Below are 20174 nucleotides of genomic sequence, written 5' to 3' on the forward strand. Positions count from 1 at the left end.
TTTTTCTATTACTTGGTTTATCGCTTCGGAAAAGACTAAAAACGTTCTGTCCGAGTTGCACATAAAAAAAGGCCCACCAACAAGTGGTGGGCAAAAAAGCAGTTGATCGTAATGGTTAATTAGAAGAAGTATTTGAAGCGAATACGTGCGCCTAGATCTTTATTGTCGCTGTCGCTTTGTTTTGAGTAGTAAGTACCTAAGTAGATGTTTAGAGCATCAACATCCCAAACATTTGCGATTTCGTAAGATGCGTAAGTGGTGTTTAGCTTCGTTTTTGTCGCATTGGTTTCGTCTTGTGAATAAACGTGACCTAGACCAAAACCGCTTACCAACAGGTTGGCGCCAATGGTTGATTGCTCTTTAGTTTGGCTATCAAAATCACGGAACGCGTAGTTCAGGTTTACACTAACTGCATCTGCAGAGTAGTTTGCTGTTACGCCGTAGCCCATGAAATCGTTGTCGGCATCTTTCTTATCAGCCGTTACGTTGGCTTCTAGACCACCCGCTACGCGGAAAGAATCTGTCGCTTGGAACGAAACAACTGGACGCAGGAACACAGCGTTGTTGTCAGCATTTGACTCGTCTTTGAACAGAGAAGCCACTTCGAAGTACACGCTATCGAACGTTTTAGAGAAAGCAACTTGACCGTTGTCACCACGACCACGCGCTGCATTAGCACGGTATGGTTCATCACCCGCATACGCCAGCATAGTGTCTTGGCCTACAGGGAACAGATCGTATGCTTCAAAACGACCCACTTTTAGTTCCCAATCGGCTTTTTTACCCATCGCAAACCAAGCGTCATCTAGATTTACGTTACCTGAAGTATCCAGTAGAGGCTGCGCTTGCATCTTGATGTAGCGATCGCCAGAAACCGTGTGCTCAGCGGCAACTTGTACCAAAATACGGCCATTTTGATTCAGTTCTTGTTTATTTGTTGCATTTTTATCGGTGTAATCAAGGTTAAATTCCACATCACCACCGATAGAGAATGCACCCATATCGTTTTCAATAGAAACGCCCGCTTGAGCGTTAATGGCAGCAGATACAAGTACAGAGGCAAGCGAAAGTTTTACAAGAGTGTTCATTATTGGTTTTCTCCAATGATTTATATCATTTGTAATTATCAAATCATATTTAGGGCGATGTTGCTGCCCTTAATCCCTGCACATCAAAGTGGGTTTTCTCCGATGTGACTCCCGAACGATCACTGCATTGTAAGATTTACACGACCGGAAGCGCTTGCATCATACATTCACCATTCATATTTATTAAGTGATCATGGTCACGAGTGGGAACGTTCCATAGCGATGTGTTTGATAATAATCTATAGGCATCACGAATTTGGAAAATAGTTCGAGCAGTAAAATAAATGTTGGCATGATTTTTATGTTAATTTATTTCACGAATTAAAATAAATCCGTGTGAGACGGATTGTTTCTCAACCTTAAATCAACATTTGTTTTATTTAGAAAAAGCTAATAAATAGAAACCTATTAGCTTAAATGAAGGCATTTCCACTTTAGCAGAAATTAAAATGTGATACAGATAACACTATTAATATAGATGTAACTAAATTAGAAATAACGTTTTTAAGAAAATTTACTGCGGAAAACAAAATACACAGCGCCAAGCAGACATAATCCAGCCCACAAATAGTCCAACTTCAACGGTTCGCGCAAATAAAAGAGAGAGAATGGAACAAAGACGGTCAGAGTAATCACTTCTTGAATAATTTTTAACTGACCGACATTCAACTCCGTGTAACCAATACGGTTCGCAGGAACCTGTAACAAGTATTCAAACAGTGCGATACCCCAGCTGATCAGCGCAGCAACAATCCATGGCTTATTGTTCAGTTCTTTAAGATGAGCGTACCAAGCGAAAGTCATAAAGACATTACTGCATACCAACAGCCCAATGCTGACGACGATAGGATTCATGACCGACTAGACTACAGAGAACCGCAATATTACGGCGGCGATAGCATAGCGTAAATCCATAAGCTGGCAATGGTATCAAGTGTCTATTTTTTCAAGCGCTCAACTGTCGATAACGTCACTCAAACAATCTACTGAACGTGAGGAGTTGCGGTACCGCAAAATAAAACCGCTGACCATAGAAATCGCAATGGTTCAGCGGCTGTTTTGGCTAACGCCAGATTAAACACGAAATGAAAGACCCAAGGCGGCCATCTTATCGGCCATTCCGCGTACATCCTGCGCTTGACCCGCCAACTCATCCACATCTCGCGCATTCGAGTTTGATGCAGTTTTTATGTTAATCAAACTCTGGCTGATCTCTTTAGCCACCACGCTTTGCTGCTCAGCGGCGGTCGAAATATGGATGGCGGAATCATCAATCGCTTCTACCGCTTGATTCAGCGATTCTATCTCAGCACGCGCTTCCCGAGTCGATTCAATACAAGATTGCGCTACGTCAGTGCCACTTTGCATGGTTGATTTCAAAAGATGCAGCGCATCAAAGATCTCTTGCATGGAACTTTGTATTCCTTCGACTGCTTTTTGCGTTCTTTGACTGAGTACCCGAACTTCGTCCGCCACTACCGCAAAGCCCCTTCCCTGTTCGCCCGCACGTGCCGCTTCAATTGCGGCATTCAGCGCCAACAAGTTGGTCTGCTCCGCAACCCCCTGGATTTCAGACATCACGTTATCAATGGCGGAGATTTTGTTCGCCATCAGTTCGGTGTTTTGCGCCGAGGCATTCACTTCTTTGGCCAACATCGAAACCTGCTGTTCTGCCGCAATCACTTTCTCATTAGATCGCTGACAGAGTTGAGCAGCAAGATGCACTTGTTCCGATGAAAGTGCGCTGTTTCTGGCCACTTCAGAAATGGTCGCGACCATCTCTTCAACCGCAGTCGCGATGGAGTCGAGATCCTCGTTCTGAATGCGAATGCTGTTGCTGGTTCTGCCGGAGATTTGTTCCAGTGTTTTGACTCGGGTGAGTAAATCCCGACTGGCGTCCAAGACTCGCCCGAGAATAGTCTGATTGCGCCCTTCATCCATCAACAAATGAAACTCGGCTTGATTGGACGGATTGGTGCAGAAAATCCAACGAGACACACTGTCGTATTGACGCTGAAGTTGTTGGTTAAAGTTCGGATAAACCACCAACTCGTTGTAAAACAGAGTGAAGAAAAGCACAGGAAACAAAAGACTGAGGTAAGCACTATGCAGAATGCTTCCCGCCGTGATCGCCACAGAACAGAGGGCTACAAGCACGAGCTTGAGCTGATTACTGATCACCAAACGGGATTTGACGGGTTTGCTTTGCCGCAGTGCTTGATACGCCATTTCGGCCCTCGCACGTACTTTCGGATCGAGCTGACGCCTTACCGACTGGTATCCAACCAGCTGATTGTGTTCATAAATCGGGGTAACAAAGGCATCCACCCAATAGTAGCGGCCGTCTTTACAGCGATTTTTTACTGCCCCACGCCATGCCGTGCGCTGCTTCAGGTGTTCCCAAAGATCTTTAAACGCCTCTTTAGGCATATCCGGGTGTCGAACCATGTTGTGGTTCTTGCCGATCATCTCTTCACGCTCATACCCCGCGACCTGACAAAACGCGTCATTGGCATAAGTGATCACCCCTCTTGTGTCTGTCGTCGAGACTAACTCCATCTCCTTTCCAAACTTAACCTCTTCGTCAACAATGTGATTATGCTTTTTCATGCTGCCCCCAACTGAGCTCTTTTTTTACAGTATAGGTGCAAATAAGCATATCAATTGATTTTAAAGCTCTGTTTGTTCAATACTCTGATTTATATAGTGATTTCTATCAACACAATTTGTAACAGAATTTAACTTCTTTTAATTCAGCACGATATAAAAATAGTTCGTTAGATAGCGGCACTGAACTACTCAGGGAAAAGTACTAATCCAACCGGTTTACAGGCTTGTTAATTGACTAAGAACGTTCTGAGCGGGTTGCTGCTCTCTTAATCCTGATCACGCTCCTCAATCGGCATTGACCATGGGTCTTCATCGGCATCATGTGAAAACGTTAGCAAGATCTCTAATGAATTGTTTTAGATGGTAAAATTAATACCTATTTTCTTAAACTGCGATGCCAGCAATTGCTTTGTTTTCATTGAGACGGTTTAATAGCGGCAAGCAAAAATGAGGTAGACCATGATCACCATTAAAGAGGTTGCGAAAGAGGCTGGCGTATCCATCGCAACGGTTTCTCGGGTTATTAATAAATCCCCAAAAGCAAGCAAAGCATCGGTAGAAGCCGTTACCCAAGCAATGACTAAGTTGGGCTACCGCCCCAACGCCGCCGCTAAAGCGCTAGTCAGCCAGAGTACCAATACCATTGGCGTATTGGTTGGCGATGTGTCCGACCCGTTTTTCGGAACCTTGGTCAAAGCGGTGGACCAAGTTGCTCGAGAAAACGGCAAACATTTGTTGATTGGCAACGGTTATCACAACGCCGACGAAGAACGTCAGGCGATTGAGTTGCTGATTAATAACCGTTGTGACTCTTTAGTGATTCATTCCAAAGGATTGACCGATCAAGAGTTAGTTCACTTTGCCAACGAAGTCCCCAGTTTGGTCATCATTAACCGCCACATCCCGGAAATCGCTGAGCGCTGCATCTCGTTGGACAATTTCAAAGGGGCCTATTTGGCGACGCGTTTTCTGATCCAAAATGGCCATGAGCAAATCGCCTGTATCGCCTCTAGTCACACGATTGAAGATGCGGATCAGCGCGTGCAAGGCTATCTCGCAGCCCTGCAAGAACACAACATCCAGCTTTCCAACCTGTACATTGAATACGCAGAACCAAATAGCGATGGGGGTGAAAAAGCGATGACCAACTTGCTGAGTAAATCACTGCCTCTAACTGGCATTGTCGCTTACAACGATTACATGGCTGCAGGTGCGCTATCCGTGCTGGATGAAAATGGGCAGAAGGTTCCAGAGCAGGTCTCCATCGTCGGTTTCGATGACGGCTTAATCGCGCGTTATGTTCATCCGCGGCTGACAACGGTACGCTACCCTATCCAAATGATGGCGGAAAGAGCGGCGCAACTTTCTATCGAATTGTCAAAGCAGCAGCCCATTAACGACCAAAGCACGATTCTTTTTTCGCCCACGTTGGTACGACGAGACTCAGTCAAACGTCTGTAGCGCATGAGTTAACCCCTGAAAACGCAGGGCTTAACTCACACTTTCAAAAGGCAAACTGATAACGGGTGGTGAAGTCGTAGTTCTCCTCTGGCCTGAGAATACAACTTGCTTGCGGCCACTCTAAGTGATTTGGCGAATCGGGTAAAAACTGCGTTTCCAGCGCAAGCCCTTGATAATCATGATACTTTTCACCCAATCGATTTGGCGTACCCGCCAGCCAGTTTCCGGTATAGAGCTGCATCGCGGGTTTGTCTGTGACCAGTGTCATTTGCACTTGGCCATCGCTCGACATGACGCGCGCAACAGGCTGCGAAATATCGCGATCTCGCCTAAACAAATAGCTGTGGTCATAACCTTTGGCCAGCTCTTGCTGTGGATCTTGCAAAAGGCGATGAGCAATACGTTTAGGCTGAGAAAAATCAAAACTGGTCTGTTGCACCGGCTGACACTTACCGAGCGGGATACCTGCCGCATCAATCGGCAAAAATAGATCCGCCTCAATCTGCAATTGATGCTCAAGACAAGTGGCACCCTTGTCTGCGCCATCTAAGTTAAAGTACGCGTGATTGGTTAAATTAAGCGGCGTCGCTTTGTCTGTGGTCGCCAAAAAGCGAATGACCATCTGATTGTCTTCACTTAATGTGTAGCAAACTTGCGCATCGACATTGCCAGGGAAACCTTGATCACCATCGCTTGAGTGTAAAGAAAAAGTGACGCTATTGGCTGATTGCGCGGCCACGTTCCAGCGACGTTTGTTAAAACCCTCTTTGCCGCCATGTAAACAGTTACCCGCTTGGTTGGTCGAAACCTGATACTCAATGCCGTCGATTTTAAAGTAGCCATTGGCGATGCGATTGGCATAGCGTCCCACCGTTACCCCCATGTAACTTGCTTGACGCTGGAAATCTTGCATGTTCCCCACTCCGAGCAGGACTTCCCTTCGCTCACCACTCGCCAACGGCAAACGGCAGCTCAACCATGTCGCACCAATATCCATTAGTGTGACCGACATCCCTGAGCAATTGACCAGTTCAATGACACGGACAGGCAACCCATCTTCCGCAGCCTGCTTTGTCATCGACTCTTTGAGTTTCATCATCATAGCGTTCACTTCTTTCTCTACAGCACGGCCATTAAACCTGCGCCCGCTTTCGCTTGGCAGACATAGATAGATGCGTTTAGACCTGTTGCCTGCGGGTATTTCTCTTCGACCACCGCTTTGACAGGTTCGACGAGCGCAGGTGGAACCAGCGCCACCACGCAGCCTCCGAAACCGCCCCCCGTCATGCGCACACCGCCTTGTTCGCCAATCACGCCTTTGACGATCTCAACCAAGGTGTCTATCTCTGTGACGGTAATTTCGAAGTCATCGCGCATTGAGGCGTGTGACTGCGCCATCAGTTCGCCCAATCGTTTCATGTCTTGGGCGCGTAGGGCTTGAGCCGCTTCAACGGTGCGCTCGTTTTCGCTGATCACGTGGCGAGCACGTTTTGCCACCGTTTCATCCAACTGAGCAACTTTTGCCTTGAACTGCTCCATCGTCACATCACGCAGCGCTTTAACGCCGAAACTGCGTGCGGCGTCTTCACATTGCAGACGACGGGTGTTGTATTCACTATCGACCAAGCCGCGTTTTTTGTTTGAGTTGATGATCACCACCGCCATCTCTTCCGGCATGGATACCGCCTCGGTTTCTAAGCTGCGGCAATCTAACAGCATTGCGTGGTTGTCTTTTCCTTGAGCGGAAATCATTTGATCCATGATGCCGCAGTTACAGCCGACAAACTCATTTTCAGCTTGCTGGCCGTTTAGCGCGATCTCCGCTTGGCTGATGTCTAGATGATACAGCTCTTTGAACGTTTGCCCGATAACCACCTCTAAGGCCGCCGATGAACTCAAGCCCGCGCCTTGTGGCACATCACCGCTGACGGAAATATCAGCGCCGCCAAACGGATAACCGCGTGCGAGGAGGCACTTCACCACGCCGCGAATGTAGTTTGCCCACATCTTGTCTGGCTGGAAGAGAATCTCTTGCGTGATGTCGAACTCATCAAGCGCATTGCCGTAATCGACCGAGACCACGCGCACCAGGTTGTCCTCCCGCTTTGCTGCCGCCACAACGGTTTGGTAGTTAATCGCACAGGGCAAGACAAAACCGTCATTGTAATCAGTGTGCTCACCAATCAGGTTCACCCGCCCCGGCGCTTGAATAAGGTGGGTAGGCGTATAGCCAAGCACCGTTTGAAAGGCGCTTTTTACTTTTTGGATCAATTCAGACATTGGACTTCTCACTTCATCTAATTTCAATTTGGGGGAGAATGTCTCACCCAAACATCGCCACGGCGACTGATGTCATGCGCATTGTTGTTGACGATACGCGCTATTTATTGCTCTTTGTAGTGGACATCACTGAGATCGCGTAGACGCTGCGCGGCTTGCTCAGCCGTTAAATCGCGTTGGTTTTCGGCAAGCATTTCATAACCGACCATAAATTTACGCACGGATGCGCTACGCAGCAGTGGCGGGTAGAACAACGCATGCAGTTGCCAGTGGTCAATATCAGTGCCTTCTGCAAAAAATGGTGCGTAGTGCCATCCCATCGAATACGGGAACGAGCATTGGAACAAGTTGTCGTAGCGGCTGGTGAGCTTCTTGATTGCAAGGGCGAGATCATCTCGCTGCGCGTGATTCAACTCACTCATGCGGCGAATATGCGTTTTGGGCAGCAGCATGGTTTCAAACGGCCACGCCGCCCAGTAAGGGACGAGCGCCACCCAGTGCTCAGTTTCGACCACGATGCGCGAGCCGTCTTGCAACTCCGCTTGCACATACTCAAGCAGTAAATTGCGTCCATGCTGTTGATAATACGCTTTCAAGTTCTGCTCTTTGCGTTCAATTTCATTAGGGAGAAAGCTGTTTGCCCATATTTGACCATGCGGGTGCGGCTGAGAACAGCCCATGGTTTCACCCTTGTTTTCAAACGCTTGCACCCAAACATAAGCTTTGCCAAGCTCTTCGATTTGCTCATTCCAGGTGTCAATCACCCCACGAATTTTCTCCACTGGCAGTTCTGGCAAAGTTTTGCTGTGATCTGGGGAGAAACAGATCACTCGGCTAAGGCCGCGCGCCCCTTGGGTTTTAAATAGTGGGTTGTCTGACTCTGGCGCTTCCGGTGAATCTTCTATCAAGGCGGCGAAGTCATTGTTAAACACATAAGTGCCTTGGTAATCTGGATTGACATCGCCAGAGATGCGTTCGTTGGTCGGGCAAAGGAAACACTTTTCATCGTAGCTGGGCAGTGTCGTTACTGCTGGTTTCTCATCAGCACCGCTCCAAGGACGCTTTGCACGATGGGGAGAAACCAGTATCCATTGCCCAGTTAATGGGTTGTAACGACGATGAGGATGGTCCACTGGATTAAATTCAATATTCGACATCTTACTTACTCAATGTTATGTAAAACCGTCGCCTTGCGACGGAGAAATATCAGTACCCTTGCGGATGGTTCGATTGCCACTTCCAAGTGTCTGCGGCCATTTCCGCTAAGGTGCGAGTCGCCTTCCAACCCAACTCACGCTCAGCTTTCTCGGTGCTGGCCCAACACTGCGCGATGTCGCCCGGACGGCGCGGACAAAGCTCATAGGGCACCGCTTTACCACTCGCTTTAGAAAAAGCATCAACCATTTCTAAGACACTAGAACCCTGCCCCGTACCGAGGTTATAAATGTGTAGGCCTACATTTTCGCCCACCTTTTGCAAGGCCGCGATATGTCCATCAGCCACATCCATCACGTGGATGTAGTCACGCACGCCAGTGCCATCGACTGTTGAGTAATCGTTTCCATAGATCGACAGTTTCTCGCGTCGGCCAACCGCCACTTGCGCAATAAACGGCATCAAATTATTCGGAATTCCTTGTGGATCTTCTCCCATCAAGCCAGATGGATGCGCCCCTACTGGGTTGAAGTAACGCAATAAGGTGATGCTCCAATCTTTCTCGGCGTAGTAGAAGTCGCTTAAACACTGCTCTACCATATGTTTGCTACGACCATAGGGATTAGTGGTTGCCCCAGTAGGAGAAGATTCGGTAACCGGGACTTGTGCAGGATCGCCATACACCGTCGCCGAAGAGCTAAATATCAGGCTCTTTACACCCGCTTTACGCATGCAACGAGCTAACACCAAAGATCCATTGACGTTGTTGTCGTAATAGTCTAGTGGTTTACTCACCGATTCTCCGACCGCTTTTAAACCAGCAAAGTGAATCACTGCCTGAATATCATGCTGACGAAAAAGAGAATCGAGAAACGCTTCGTCACGAATATCGCCTTGATAAAAAGTCGCAGGTTCACCGCTTAAGGTTTCAATACGCTCTAACACCGCAATGTTTGCGTTGCACAGATTATCGATGATGATCGGTTTTATACCCGCTTCAATCATCTGCACACATGTGTGGCTACCGATATAGCCGATCCCACCCGTTACCAGTACGTTCACTTGTTATCTCCACCTTGTGCTTATCTCATCTCGGCAATGCTACTTCAGCCAGCCAAATGCTTTGTTACTGACAGTTTAACAATGAAGTGATTGGTGGGTCCGTGATCAAAGCCGCAAAGTGTAAACGTTTCCATGTGCATTTAAATCTTGTGGAGGTGCGGCTCAATATTGATTCATCGTGAAGCGAGAGCGAGCAAAAAAAAAGCCAGCGGGTCACGCCGCTGGCTCAATCATGGACAAAAGGTTGAAAGCTTACTGCGCTGAAACGGGCTCAACGGCGACGTGATCTTGCTGCATGAGCTCCGGCGTAAAACCTTCATGCAAACGGTAAAAACGCCAATAAACGATGCCACTGAGCACCATCATGATGGCGGGAAAGCCGATCATCATAAACTCTAGTCCTGCGATCGTGGCCGCCGATTGCGCCACATTCGGTTGATAACCCACCACGGAAAGGCCAATACCAACAATGAAACCGCCAGCTGCACCCGCGAATTTAACCAGCATGGTCTGCACCGAGAAGATAACACTCTCACTGCGACGGCCCGTTTTATGTTCACCATAGTCAACCACATCTGCCAGCATCACGGTTTGCAAGGCGTTGGCGATACCGACACCAAATTTAATCGCCGCGCCAGCCATCCCTATCATCAATGCGTTGGCTGGTGCAATAAAGCCCATCAGCAGTAAGAGCACGCAAGAAAGCACCGGGAAGCCGCAAGCAATCAGCCAGAGATTTTTCCGTGGTAAGGCTGCGGCGATACGTGGGAACAAAAATACCCCAGCCACTTCAGCCACGCCCGCCACCATCATATACACGGGGAATAGATCCGCATCGCCAAGGGCATAGGAGAAGTAGTAAATCGCGAAACCGCCCACCAATAGGTTAGCAATTTGGAATGAGAGCACAGTACCAATCAAGGCTTTCAACTGATCGTTTTTACCAATAATGGTCAGCACATCTTTAAAGTTAAATTTTTCTGCCGAAGGCGTTTTGACTGGCACCGCTTGCTCTTTCACGTTTCGTGCAATCAAGAAAGCACTCATCACAAACAGCACTGCAATCAGCATCGCCACGTTAAAGAAACCATCGCCTTGATTGCCATTGCCCAACTCACCAACAATATGCAGACCATACGTTCCGGTAATAAACCAAGCTAGGCTCGCAAACAGTCGTGGCCACACCACCAGTTTTTCGCGCTCTTGACGTGAACTCGACAGCGCTGGGATCATCGACCAGTAAGGGATATCCATAATGGTATAGGTCAGCCCCCAGAGGATGTAAGCGGCAGCGGCATAGATGTACAGCGCTGTGCCTTCAAACATATGTGTACTAAAAAGGCCAACCAACACAATCGCGTTTAGCAGTGTGCCGATCACAATCCATGGACGGAATTTACCGAATTTGGAACGGGTGTTATCGACAATCACCCCCATCATCGGATCGGTGACCGCATCGATAATCCGTGCGGCTAAAAAGATCGTACCGACGAAAGCGGCCGATAAACCAGCCACATCGGTGAAGTAGAACATTAAAAAGATGTAGATGGGCGCGCAGGCAAAATCTTTGCCGAGCGCACCCAAGCCGTAGGAGAGTTTGGTTTGTAGAGTAATTTTATCAGACATAATCAATCCTTAATGCCATTTAACTAACCCCATCTCCGAGGTTACGTTGGCGGTTTGTATTTATCGTTCGTATGGAATTTAGCGACTAAGCGGATGGGTTACTGTGATCGGCCATGACTTATTGGAAACGTTTACAATAAGTATATCAAAATGAGATCCAACGCAGGATTAGGTACTTGAACAAGCCGCAAAATCCGCAGGGTAAGCGCATAGATAACGCATAAGTGCTAGTGTGATCGATTACATTATTCGCCGAGAAAAGCACAACGCCAAACGGCAGGTTGCTCATTTGGCGTTGTGTTACCTCTCAGATCGAGAACATGGATAGGAAACTCAGGATGGCACTCGCTCGAATCGGACCAACATCGCGCTTTCGGCATCCAAAATCGGCATGGTTAACCCGACCGTCTCACACCACGCCCCAGACAGCTCACAGCCTGATTCTGTCCAGGGCGGCTGATAGTTCACTATCTCTTGGTAGTTGCTCGGCTTATCCAACACCGTCACCCGGTAGATCGCTTCTGCGGCTAATCCCGGCAGGCGAAAATGACCGCTCAGCGAACTGGTTGGCATCGCCAGTTGAGCGATCAAAACCACCGCTTCGGATTGGTCATTGGCAACCACGGCATGAATTTGATGAGCGTCATCGTCACTGGGCACCCGCCACGTTTTGCCACTGTGCAGTAGCGGACGCAACATTTTGTGCAGCTCAATATAGCGCTCAAAACCCTGCTTTTCAGCTTGCTCTTCTTTGACAGGATCAAGCTCAATCCCCATGTGGCCAAAGAGTGCCGTCAGTCCACGAAATTCGATACTGTGACGGCGACGCGTGCTATGACAATGGCTGGCACCAATATGGCTACCCATCACCTCAGGAGGGAAGAAATAGCTCATGCCTCGCTGAATGGTTTGCCGTTCCAGCGCATCGTTGTTGTCTGAAGGCCAAAAACGGTGAGTGCGTTTTAACACCTCAAAATCAATCCGACCTCCACCCGCCGCGCAAGATTCAATCTCCACCTGAGGATGTTTGGCACGCACTTTATCCACCAATTGGTAGTAACGCACAGTTTGCTGATGCGCTGCCGCTCGGCCGAAATGCGCAGGCTGAACCACTTCACGGTTCATGTCCCATTTGATATAGGCAATGTGGTAAGTCAACAAGAAATGATCCAAGCGCTCAAATACGTAGTGGAACGCCTCATCATTTTGCAGATCGATCACATACTGATGACGACCGGTTGGCTGCTCATACCCCTCGATGGCCAGCAACCAGTCTGGATGTGTGCGGAACAAGTCCGAATCTTTGTTGATCATCTCAGGTTCAAACCACAGACCAAACTCCATGCCGAGTTGGTTGACCCGCTCGATGATCGGCTGCAAACCATTTGGGTATTTCGCCTCACATAAGAACCAATCGCCAAGCCCAGCTTTGTCACCATTACGTCCTTTAAACCAACCATCATCAATGATAAAACGCTCAACACCCATCTGCGCCGCTTGTTCCGCCATGGAAAGGATGTAGTGCGGATCATGGTCGAAATAGATGCCTTCCCACGTGTTCAGATGGATCGGGCGCGGCTTGTTTTTAAAATCGTTTGGCAAGATAACGTGACGAACGTGCGCGTGAAAATGGTGGCTCATGCCATTAAGGCCCATATCGCTGTAGCTAGCGTACAGCCAAGGAGTGGTCACGCTCTCCCCTTCGTTAAGCGCCACTTCACCAGGCAGATAAATCACTTCTGCCTGTATAGCGCGTCGACCATCCGCTTTGACATCGACGCGTAACCTGTGGTTTCCACTCCAAGCAAAGTGAAAGCCCCACACATCGCCACTCATTTCATCAAAATGGCGAGTGCCGACCACCAGAGCCGGATAGTGCTCATGGGAAGTGCGCCCGCGGCGGTTCTCCTGTTGATAACCGCCTTGCAGCAAAGGCTGGCGAACGGTTTGAAACTCATGCACCCAGCGCCCGTAATAAGTCATCAGTTCCTTGGCTCGTGCAGGCAAAGGCAGCGTATTGGCCAAACGGTTGACTTGATACACCCCAGTTTTGATGTTGGTTAAAGTGTGGCGCGTTTGCAGCACGTCATGCTCATCGAGTAGAAGCTCCGTAGTTAGCCGCAAGCCAGCAACACAATCGTCACTTTCAATCAGCACTCCGTTTCGGCCTTGTTCAACTTGGTGAATAACGAATACCGGAGCCCAATCTTGGCCATCACGATGCCCTTCTACGCCTGGGCTGCTGAAAATGCCTCGCCCAAGTTCGGGGCTGAGCGTCATTGCGACATCATTATCCAAACGTCCATAAGGGACAGGCCGCGATAAAGAGAGCGTTTGTTCCGCCAACTCGCCGCCGATTTTCTTCCCCCAGTGCAAAATTTCTGCGTATTCTCCCAACTCCAAAACGATCTGCGTCTGCTGGCCACAAAGCGTAATGATTTTTTTGTCTACCATATTGATTAACCCATGATTGGTGATGCGAGCATGATAACCAACGCAGAGATTCTTTCTGTGAGCCAGTGCAAATCAGTGGAAACGATTACAAACAAGGGTCGTGAATGATGAAATAACCAACAACCATGCACCAACCAAAGTAGAGATACTGAATTCCGCCTGATTACCCGACTTCATACTCCTCAACACGCTTGGTGCTCACACTGGTCAACTCTTATTCTCACGGAACTGAGCCATTTATGGCAGTATAATTTGATCTGCATCACACGGTTTTTGCTGAAATGGTCATGCTAACAAAAATGCCACACACATCATGAAAACGTTTCCAAACTATCTTTACAATCTTATACTGGTTAGCACACCGCCAATACGCTTTACTTGTGCCAATCGACGCAGACGATTTGCTCTGAGTAAGTAGAGCCATTTGAATTCCAAGATACGTAGGCAAACTATGACTGCATTTTCATCTATTCTCCAACGACGCGACTGGGAGAACCCGCAATCCGTCAATATTCACTGCCTTAAAGCGCACAGCCCACTTTCTAGTTTCCGTGACACCATGCACGCTCGGGATGGCATACATGCTCAGCGTCGTTCGCTTAATGGTCGGTGGAAGTTCAAGCTGTTTGATGCACCAGAGCAAGTCGATGCTCAGTTCATGCAATCTGATTTTAATGACACCGATTGGGAGGAGATAGTGGTTCCTTCTAACTGGCAGTTACAAGGCTATGACAAACCCATTTACGCCAACGTCAAGTACCCGTTTGAAGTGAATCCTCCGTATGTTCCGAGTGACAACCCAACCGGATGTTACCGCGTCACTGTGGCACTTTCACCTGCCGATCTGGCACACACGCAACGCATCATCTTCGATGGGGTGAATTCAGCGTTTCATCTCTGGTGCAACGGTCGTTGGGTTGGCTACAGCCAAGATAGCCGCTTGCCCGCAGAGTTTGACCTCACTCCGTACCTGATGGCTGGCGAAAATACCTTGGCCGTGATGGTGATCCGTTGGAGCGATGGCAGCTACCTTGAAGATCAAGATATGTGGTGGCTGAGCGGCATTTTCCGCGATGTCACCTTGCTGTCCAAACCGCAACACTGCATTGAAGATGTGTTTATCACTCCAGATTTGGACGCTTGCTATCGTGACGGTTGGCTATCGATTGTCACCACCCTTTCCGCGCCAGACACTTACCAAGTGCAAGTGCAGCTGTTTGAGGGTGAAACGGCCGTGACGGCGGCGAGCATTGATCGCCCACACAACCGCCGTATTGATGAGCGAGGCACCTATAACGATGTGGTTTTCCAAACACTGCACTTGCGCGAGCCAAAGAAATGGAGTGCAGAAACGCCCCATCTGTATCGTTTGGTGGTCTCTCTTTTGGATGAAAGCGGCGAACACATAGAGAGTGAGGCTTATCACGTCGGTTTTCGTAAAGTGGAGATCAGCGCTGGTCAGTTGAAGCTCAACGGAAAACCTTTACTGATCCGCGGCGTCAATCGCCACGAGCATCACCCAGAGCTGGGCCATGTGATGACGGAAGAGGATATGGTCCGCGACATCTGCCTGATGAAGCAATACAACTTCAACGCCGTACGCACCGCGCACTACCCGAACCACCCGCGTTGGTATGAGTTGTGCGACCAGTATGGCTTGTATGTGTGCGATGAAGCCAACATTGAAACCCACGGCATGCAGCCGATGAATCGCTTGTCGAGCGATCCGCAATGGGCGCATGCGTACATGAGCCGATACACACAAATGGTGCTGCGCGATAAAAACCACCCGTCAATCATCATCTGGTCTTTAGGTAACGAATCGGGCCACGGTAGCAACCACAATGCGATGTATGCGTGGTCGAAAAACTTCGATCCTTCTCGCCCTGTGCAATACGAAGGTGGCGGTGCCAACACCAGCGCCACCGACATCATTGTACCGATGTACGCCCGGGTTAATACCACGATTGAAGACGATGCGGTGCCCAAATGGCCGATCAAACAGTGGATTTCACTGCCCAATGAAACCCGTCCGTTGATATTGTGCGAATACGCCCATGCGATGGGCAACAGCTTAGGAAACTTCAACCAGTATTGGGAGGCGTTTCGCCAATACCCTCGCCTGCAAGGTGGTTTTATTTGGGATTGGGTAGACCAAGGCCTTAGCCAATGGGATGAAAACGGCCAACATTTTTGGGCTTATGGCGGCGACTTTGGCGATGAAATCAACGATCGCCAGTTCTGCATTAACGGTTTGGTCTTCCCTGATCGCACTGTGCATCCTACCTTGGAAGAGGCCAAATATTGTCAGCGCATGATCACTGTGTCACTGCAAGAGCAAACCCACGGATTGTACAGAATGCGGGTAACGAACGAACATCTTTTCCGCGCAACCGACAACGAGCAGTTGAACTGGTCACTGTTGGAAAATGGTCAAGCAATTCAATCTGGTTCACTCGCTCTCGATCTGCCAGCCGACAGCCAAGCAAGCTTTGATATCGCGCTCAACTTTAGCGCAAAATCAGGCGCCAGATATCACCTCAACACCGACATCATGCTGATAGAAGCAACACCTTGGGCAGCCGCAGGTCATGTCATTGCTAGCGAACAGTTTGCGTTGCGCAATCACGCCTCACTCACATTACCAACGCTGGAAAACCAACCTGCGCCATTGCTCACCCTGCAAGGCGATACGATGATTGTCACCAGCCGAGATGAAAAACATCAGTGGCACTGGGATAAGCAAACGGGTTTGATGACAAAATGGACGGTAGACGGCATCGCACAACTGCTTGCCGCGCCAGAAGAGAACTTCTTCCGCGCCCCGCTGGATAACGACATCGGCGTGAGTGAAGTGGACAATATCGACCCGAATGCATGGGTATGCCGTTGGCAGATGGCTGGCATTGGTCAATGGCAGCGCGAATGCATCGCTTGTCACAGTGAAATGCGTGCACAAGCGGTCATGGTGAGCTCGGTTTTCACCTACCACTTCAACGGTAATATTCAGGCCATCACGACTTGGACCTACACACTCAGCAATGATGGTGAGATGCAACTCAGCGTCGAAGTGAAACTGGCTGATAGCCTTCCGCCGATGCCACGTATCGGTTTAGAGCTGCAACTGCCGCTCAATGAGCCAAACACGCTGATCACTTGGCAAGGTTTAGGCCCATTTGAGAACTACCCTGACCGTTTGGCCGCCGCCCGTTTTGCACTGCACAGTCAAACACTTGAGCAGATGCACACGCCTTACATCTTCCCGACCGACAATGGCTTACGCTGTGGCACACAGTGGTTAAAAGTTAACCAACTGGTCATTTGTGGCGAGTTCCAGTTCAGCGTCAGTCAATACGCGCAGCAGCAATTGGCACAAGCCAAACATACTCATGATTTGCAAGCAGAAGAGAAGATTTACCTGCGTCTTGACCACCAACACATGGGCGTGGGTGGCGATGACTCTTGGAGCCCGAGCGTGCATCCAGAGTTTCAACTGACAGACAAACGCTATTGCTATCGCCTGAGCTTACAACCGTGTGAAGGGTAAGTTCTCAATTCAAGTAAACCCAGCGCTTCTCGATTAGAACAGCGCTGGCATCCTCTCGCCTCAGCACACCAATGTAAACGTTGTTTTTGCAACGTTTACATTTGTATAAAAACCACACTCAAATCACAAAAGTCTTACAAAAACTCACATTTATTTACCAGTTTTATGGAAATTTTAGCTACCTCACATTAATTGACTCGATTGTCACTATACTCAATCAGGTAAACGTTTTCATACCCCAATCAAGTTAATCTTGTCGAAAACGGATTACCCTACATAAATCAATAACAATTCGGGATTTTTCTATGAGAAAGGCTACTCTACTTGCTCTGCTGACTGCTGGTTTAGGCTTTGGAACACAAGCATTCGCAGATACGACTCTTGGATTCACTATCTACAAATACGACGACAACTTCATGTCGGTTGTCCGTCAGGCGATCGAAAAAGAAGCGGCGGGCGACAAAAAAACCCGTGTGCTGATGAACGATTCGCAAAACAGTCAATCAATGCAAAACGACCAAGTCGACGTCATGCTAGCGCGTGGTGTTCAAGGATTGGCGATCAACTTGGTTGACCCTGCCGCTGCGGAAACCATCATCAAGAAAGCCAAAATGGACGATGTTCCCGTGGTGTTCTACAACAAAGAACCGAGCCCAGAAGCGTTGGCGAGTTACGATAAAGCCTACTATGTCGGCACCGACTCCAAAGAATCTGGCATCATTCAGGGTGATTTGATCGCCCAGCAGTGGAAAGCGAACCCAGCGTGGGATAAAAACGGCGATGGCGTACTGCAGTACGTGATGCTTAAAGGAGAACCTGGCCACCCAGACGCAGAAGCTCGCACCAGTTACTCGGTACAAACGATTAACGAAAACGGCATCAAAACCGAAGAGCTGCACATGGATACAGGCATGTGGGACACCGCCATGGCGAAAGACAAGATGGACGCTTGGCTCTCTGGTCCAAATGGCAGCAAAATTGAAGTGGTGATTGCCAACAACGATGGCATGGCGATGGGCGCTATCGAAGCCCTGCGCGGCGCTGGCGTTAAACTCCCTGTTTACGGCGTTGATGCACTGGCCGAAGCGCTGGCACTGGTTAAATCCGGTGATATGGCGGGCACCGTGCTCAACGATGCCGAATCTCAAGCGAAAGCGACGTTTGAGCTTTCACGCAACTTAGCTGAGGGCAAAGCACCGACCGAAGGCACACGCTGGCAGCTGAATAATAAAGTCGTCCGTGTCCCTTATGTCGGCGTCGACAAAAACACACTTAACTAAACGTTGTACTGGGGAAGCCTCTCTTCCCCAGTTTTTCTTTCTCGCTATGTCGTTAGAACACATTTCTGTTGTCCGTTCATTAAAGAAATAAAGAGAAGCTATGGTAAGTCAAACGCATGAATTCCTGTTAGAAATGACGGGGGTAAGTAAAGAATTTCCTGGCGTAAAGGCATTAGATAACGTTAATTTAAAAGTCCGCCCCCATTCTATTCATGCCTTAATGGGTGAAAACGGCGCAGGAAAATCCACGTTACTAAAATGCCTTTTTGGCATTTATGAAAAAGATGCCGGAAATGTTCTTTTCTTGGGAAAAGAAATTAATTTTTCTTCTTCTAAAGAAGCATTAGAGTCGGGTGTTTCCATGGTTCACCAAGAGCTAAACCAAGTTAAGCAGTGCTCGGTGATGGATAATATCTGGCTAGGTCGCTATCCGAAAAAAGGATTTTTTGTTGATCACGACAAAATGTATCGTGATACCAAAAAGATCTTTGCCGAACTCGATATTAATATTGATCCCAAGGTGAAAGTCGCCACCCTTTCTGTTTCACAAATGCAAATGGTTGAAATCGCCAAAGCGTTTTCCTATGACGCCAAAATTGTGATCATGGATGAACCGACATCATCGCTGACCGAGAAAGAGGTCAGTCACCTGTTTACCATCATCAATAAGCTTAAAGAGAAAGGGTGTGGCGTGGTGTATATCTCGCACAAAATGGAAGAGATCTTCGCCATTTGTGACGAAATTACTATTTTACGCGATGGGCAATGGGTCGATACAAGGCCACTGAAAGGGCTCGACATGGACCAAATCATCGCCATGATGGTTGGTCGCGAACTCACTCACCGCTTCCCAGAAAAAACCAACACACCCAAAGAGGTGATTCTCGAAGTCGAAAACCTGACTGCACTAAACCAGCCCTCGATCCAACAGGTATCCTTTGAGCTTAAAGCGGGGGAAATCCTTGGCGTAGCAGGGTTGGTTGGTTCTCGTCGTACCGACATTGTCGAAACCATTTTTGGCGTGCGTGAGCGCAGTGATGGCCACATTCGTTTGCATGGGCGAGAGATGAAAAACCGCGACGCCCACGAAGCGATTCAAAACGGCTTTGCTTTGGTTACCGAAGAACGTCGTTCCACCGGTATCTATGGCAACCTTGACATCACGTTCAACTCACTGGTGGCCAATGTCGACGAGTACAAAACCAAAACTGGGCTACTTAGCGACAAAAAAATGAAGAGTGACACGCAATGGGTGATTGACTCAATGCGGGTAAAAACCCCCTCTCATCAGACGCACATCAGTTCTCTTTCTGGCGGCAACCAGCAAAAAGTTATTATTGGTCGCTGGCTATTGACTCAGCCTGAAATATTGATGCTAGATGAGCCAACGCGCGGTATTGACGTTGGGGCTAAATTCGAAATCTATCAACTTATTCTTGAACTGGCGAATAAGAATAAAGGCATTATTATCATCTCCTCAGAAATGCCTGAACTTATTGGTATCACAGATAGAATATTGGTGATGAGCAATGGCCGCGCCGCTGGCATTGTTAATACGAAAGAAACTTCACAGAATGAAATATTAGAACTGGCTTCTCGCTACCTCTAGGA

The 20174-nt window shown here is 48.5% G+C and carries 13 protein-coding genes; 4 read left to right on the top strand and 9 right to left on the bottom strand.

What is annotated here, in order from left to right:
* Positions 1 to 119 precede the first annotated feature (119 nt).
* The 3 genes from I3X05_RS17675 to I3X05_RS17685 all read right to left on the bottom strand — a co-directional run bounded on the left by I3X05_RS17675 (position 120) and on the right by I3X05_RS17685 (position 3698).
* Complete coding sequence (locus I3X05_RS17675) at positions 120 to 1088, bottom strand: carbohydrate porin (protein WP_045572172.1); 969 nt, start codon at positions 1086 to 1088, stop codon at positions 120 to 122.
* A gap of 504 nt (positions 1089 to 1592) precedes the next feature.
* Entirely contained in the window at positions 1593 to 1943 is a 351-nt protein-coding gene (locus I3X05_RS17680; RefSeq protein WP_045572171.1) for a DMT family protein, read from the bottom strand.
* 219 nt (positions 1944 to 2162) lie between these two features.
* Positions 2163 to 3698 (bottom strand): methyl-accepting chemotaxis protein, encoded by a 1536-nt coding sequence (locus I3X05_RS17685; protein WP_045572170.1) that lies wholly within the window; start codon positions 3696 to 3698, stop codon positions 2163 to 2165.
* Between the two features lie 459 nt (positions 3699 to 4157).
* On the opposite strand from I3X05_RS17685, the gene I3X05_RS17690 reads away from it, so the two are divergent.
* Complete coding sequence (locus I3X05_RS17690; RefSeq protein ID WP_045572169.1) at positions 4158 to 5159, top strand: substrate-binding domain-containing protein; 1002 nt, start codon at positions 4158 to 4160, stop codon at positions 5157 to 5159.
* A gap of 43 nt (positions 5160 to 5202) precedes the next feature.
* Here the strand turns inward: I3X05_RS17690 and galM are convergent, their stop codons facing one another.
* The 6 genes from galM to I3X05_RS17720 form a co-directional block, all read right to left on the bottom strand.
* Complete coding sequence (gene galM / locus I3X05_RS17695; protein ID WP_045572168.1) at positions 5203 to 6261, bottom strand: galactose-1-epimerase; 1059 nt, start codon at positions 6259 to 6261, stop codon at positions 5203 to 5205.
* Positions 6262 to 6278: 17 nt separating this feature from the next.
* Positions 6279 to 7439, bottom strand: coding sequence for a galactokinase (gene galK, locus I3X05_RS17700; protein ID WP_045572167.1), 1161 nt, complete (start codon positions 7437 to 7439; stop codon positions 6279 to 6281).
* 104 nt (positions 7440 to 7543) lie between these two features.
* Positions 7544 to 8596 carry a UDP-glucose--hexose-1-phosphate uridylyltransferase gene (locus I3X05_RS17705; RefSeq protein ID WP_337971357.1) on the bottom strand — a complete coding sequence of 351 codons (1053 nt, stop codon included), beginning with the start codon at positions 8594 to 8596 and terminating at the stop codon, positions 7544 to 7546.
* A 49-nt stretch (positions 8597 to 8645) separates the two neighbouring features.
* Positions 8646 to 9656, bottom strand: a complete 1011-nt coding sequence (gene galE / locus I3X05_RS17710) for a UDP-glucose 4-epimerase GalE (protein ID WP_337971358.1) — start codon at positions 9654 to 9656, stop codon at positions 8646 to 8648.
* Positions 9657 to 9908: 252 nt separating this feature from the next.
* Positions 9909 to 11282, bottom strand: coding sequence for a melibiose:sodium transporter MelB (gene melB, locus I3X05_RS17715; protein ID WP_045572164.1), 1374 nt, complete (start codon positions 11280 to 11282; stop codon positions 9909 to 9911).
* 333 nt (positions 11283 to 11615) lie between these two features.
* Positions 11616 to 13736: an alpha-galactosidase gene (locus tag I3X05_RS17720; protein ID WP_045572163.1), complete on the bottom strand. Its 2121-nt coding sequence runs from the start codon at positions 13734 to 13736 to the stop codon at positions 11616 to 11618.
* Positions 13737 to 14187: 451 nt separating this feature from the next.
* Between I3X05_RS17720 and I3X05_RS17725 the strand changes: the two genes are divergently transcribed.
* The 3 genes from I3X05_RS17725 (at position 14188) to mglA (ending at position 20172) form a co-directional block, all read left to right on the top strand.
* Positions 14188 to 17283, top strand: coding sequence for a beta-galactosidase (locus tag I3X05_RS17725; RefSeq protein ID WP_045572162.1), 3096 nt, complete (start codon positions 14188 to 14190; stop codon positions 17281 to 17283).
* Between the two features lie 305 nt (positions 17284 to 17588).
* A complete protein-coding gene (mglB, locus tag I3X05_RS17730) occupies positions 17589 to 18563 on the top strand; it encodes a galactose/glucose ABC transporter substrate-binding protein MglB (protein WP_045572161.1) in 975 nt (324 codons plus the stop codon).
* Between the two features lie 100 nt (positions 18564 to 18663).
* A complete protein-coding gene (mglA, locus tag I3X05_RS17735) occupies positions 18664 to 20172 on the top strand; it encodes a galactose/methyl galactoside ABC transporter ATP-binding protein MglA (RefSeq protein WP_045572160.1) in 1509 nt (502 codons plus the stop codon).
* Positions 20173 to 20174 lie beyond the last annotated feature (2 nt).

Origin of the sequence: Vibrio navarrensis, assembly GCF_015767675.1 — a bacterium.
Classification (GTDB): domain Bacteria; phylum Pseudomonadota; class Gammaproteobacteria; order Enterobacterales; family Vibrionaceae; genus Vibrio.

Coding starts and splice junctions, on each gene's coding strand:
- I3X05_RS17680 (WP_045572171.1), bottom strand. CDS start 1,943: ATGAATCCTATCGTCGTCAGCATTGGGCTGTTGGTATGCAGTAATGTC.
- galK (WP_045572167.1), bottom strand. CDS start 7,439: ATGTCTGAATTGATCCAAAAAGTAAAAAGCGCCTTTCAAACGGTGCTT.
- mglA (WP_045572160.1), top strand. CDS start 18,664: ATGGTAAGTCAAACGCATGAATTCCTGTTAGAAATGACGGGGGTAAGT.
- I3X05_RS17720 (WP_045572163.1), bottom strand. CDS start 13,736: ATGGTAGACAAAAAAATCATTACGCTTTGTGGCCAGCAGACGCAGATC.
- I3X05_RS17705 (WP_337971357.1), bottom strand. CDS start 8,596: ATGTCGAATATTGAATTTAATCCAGTGGACCATCCTCATCGTCGTTAC.
- I3X05_RS17675 (WP_045572172.1), bottom strand. CDS start 1,088: ATGAACACTCTTGTAAAACTTTCGCTTGCCTCTGTACTTGTATCTGCT.
- I3X05_RS17725 (WP_045572162.1), top strand. CDS start 14,188: ATGACTGCATTTTCATCTATTCTCCAACGACGCGACTGGGAGAACCCG.
- I3X05_RS17685 (WP_045572170.1), bottom strand. CDS start 3,698: ATGAAAAAGCATAATCACATTGTTGACGAAGAGGTTAAGTTTGGAAAG.
- galM (WP_045572168.1), bottom strand. CDS start 6,261: ATGATGATGAAACTCAAAGAGTCGATGACAAAGCAGGCTGCGGAAGAT.
- melB (WP_045572164.1), bottom strand. CDS start 11,282: ATGTCTGATAAAATTACTCTACAAACCAAACTCTCCTACGGCTTGGGT.
- I3X05_RS17690 (WP_045572169.1), top strand. CDS start 4,158: ATGATCACCATTAAAGAGGTTGCGAAAGAGGCTGGCGTATCCATCGCA.
- mglB (WP_045572161.1), top strand. CDS start 17,589: ATGAGAAAGGCTACTCTACTTGCTCTGCTGACTGCTGGTTTAGGCTTT.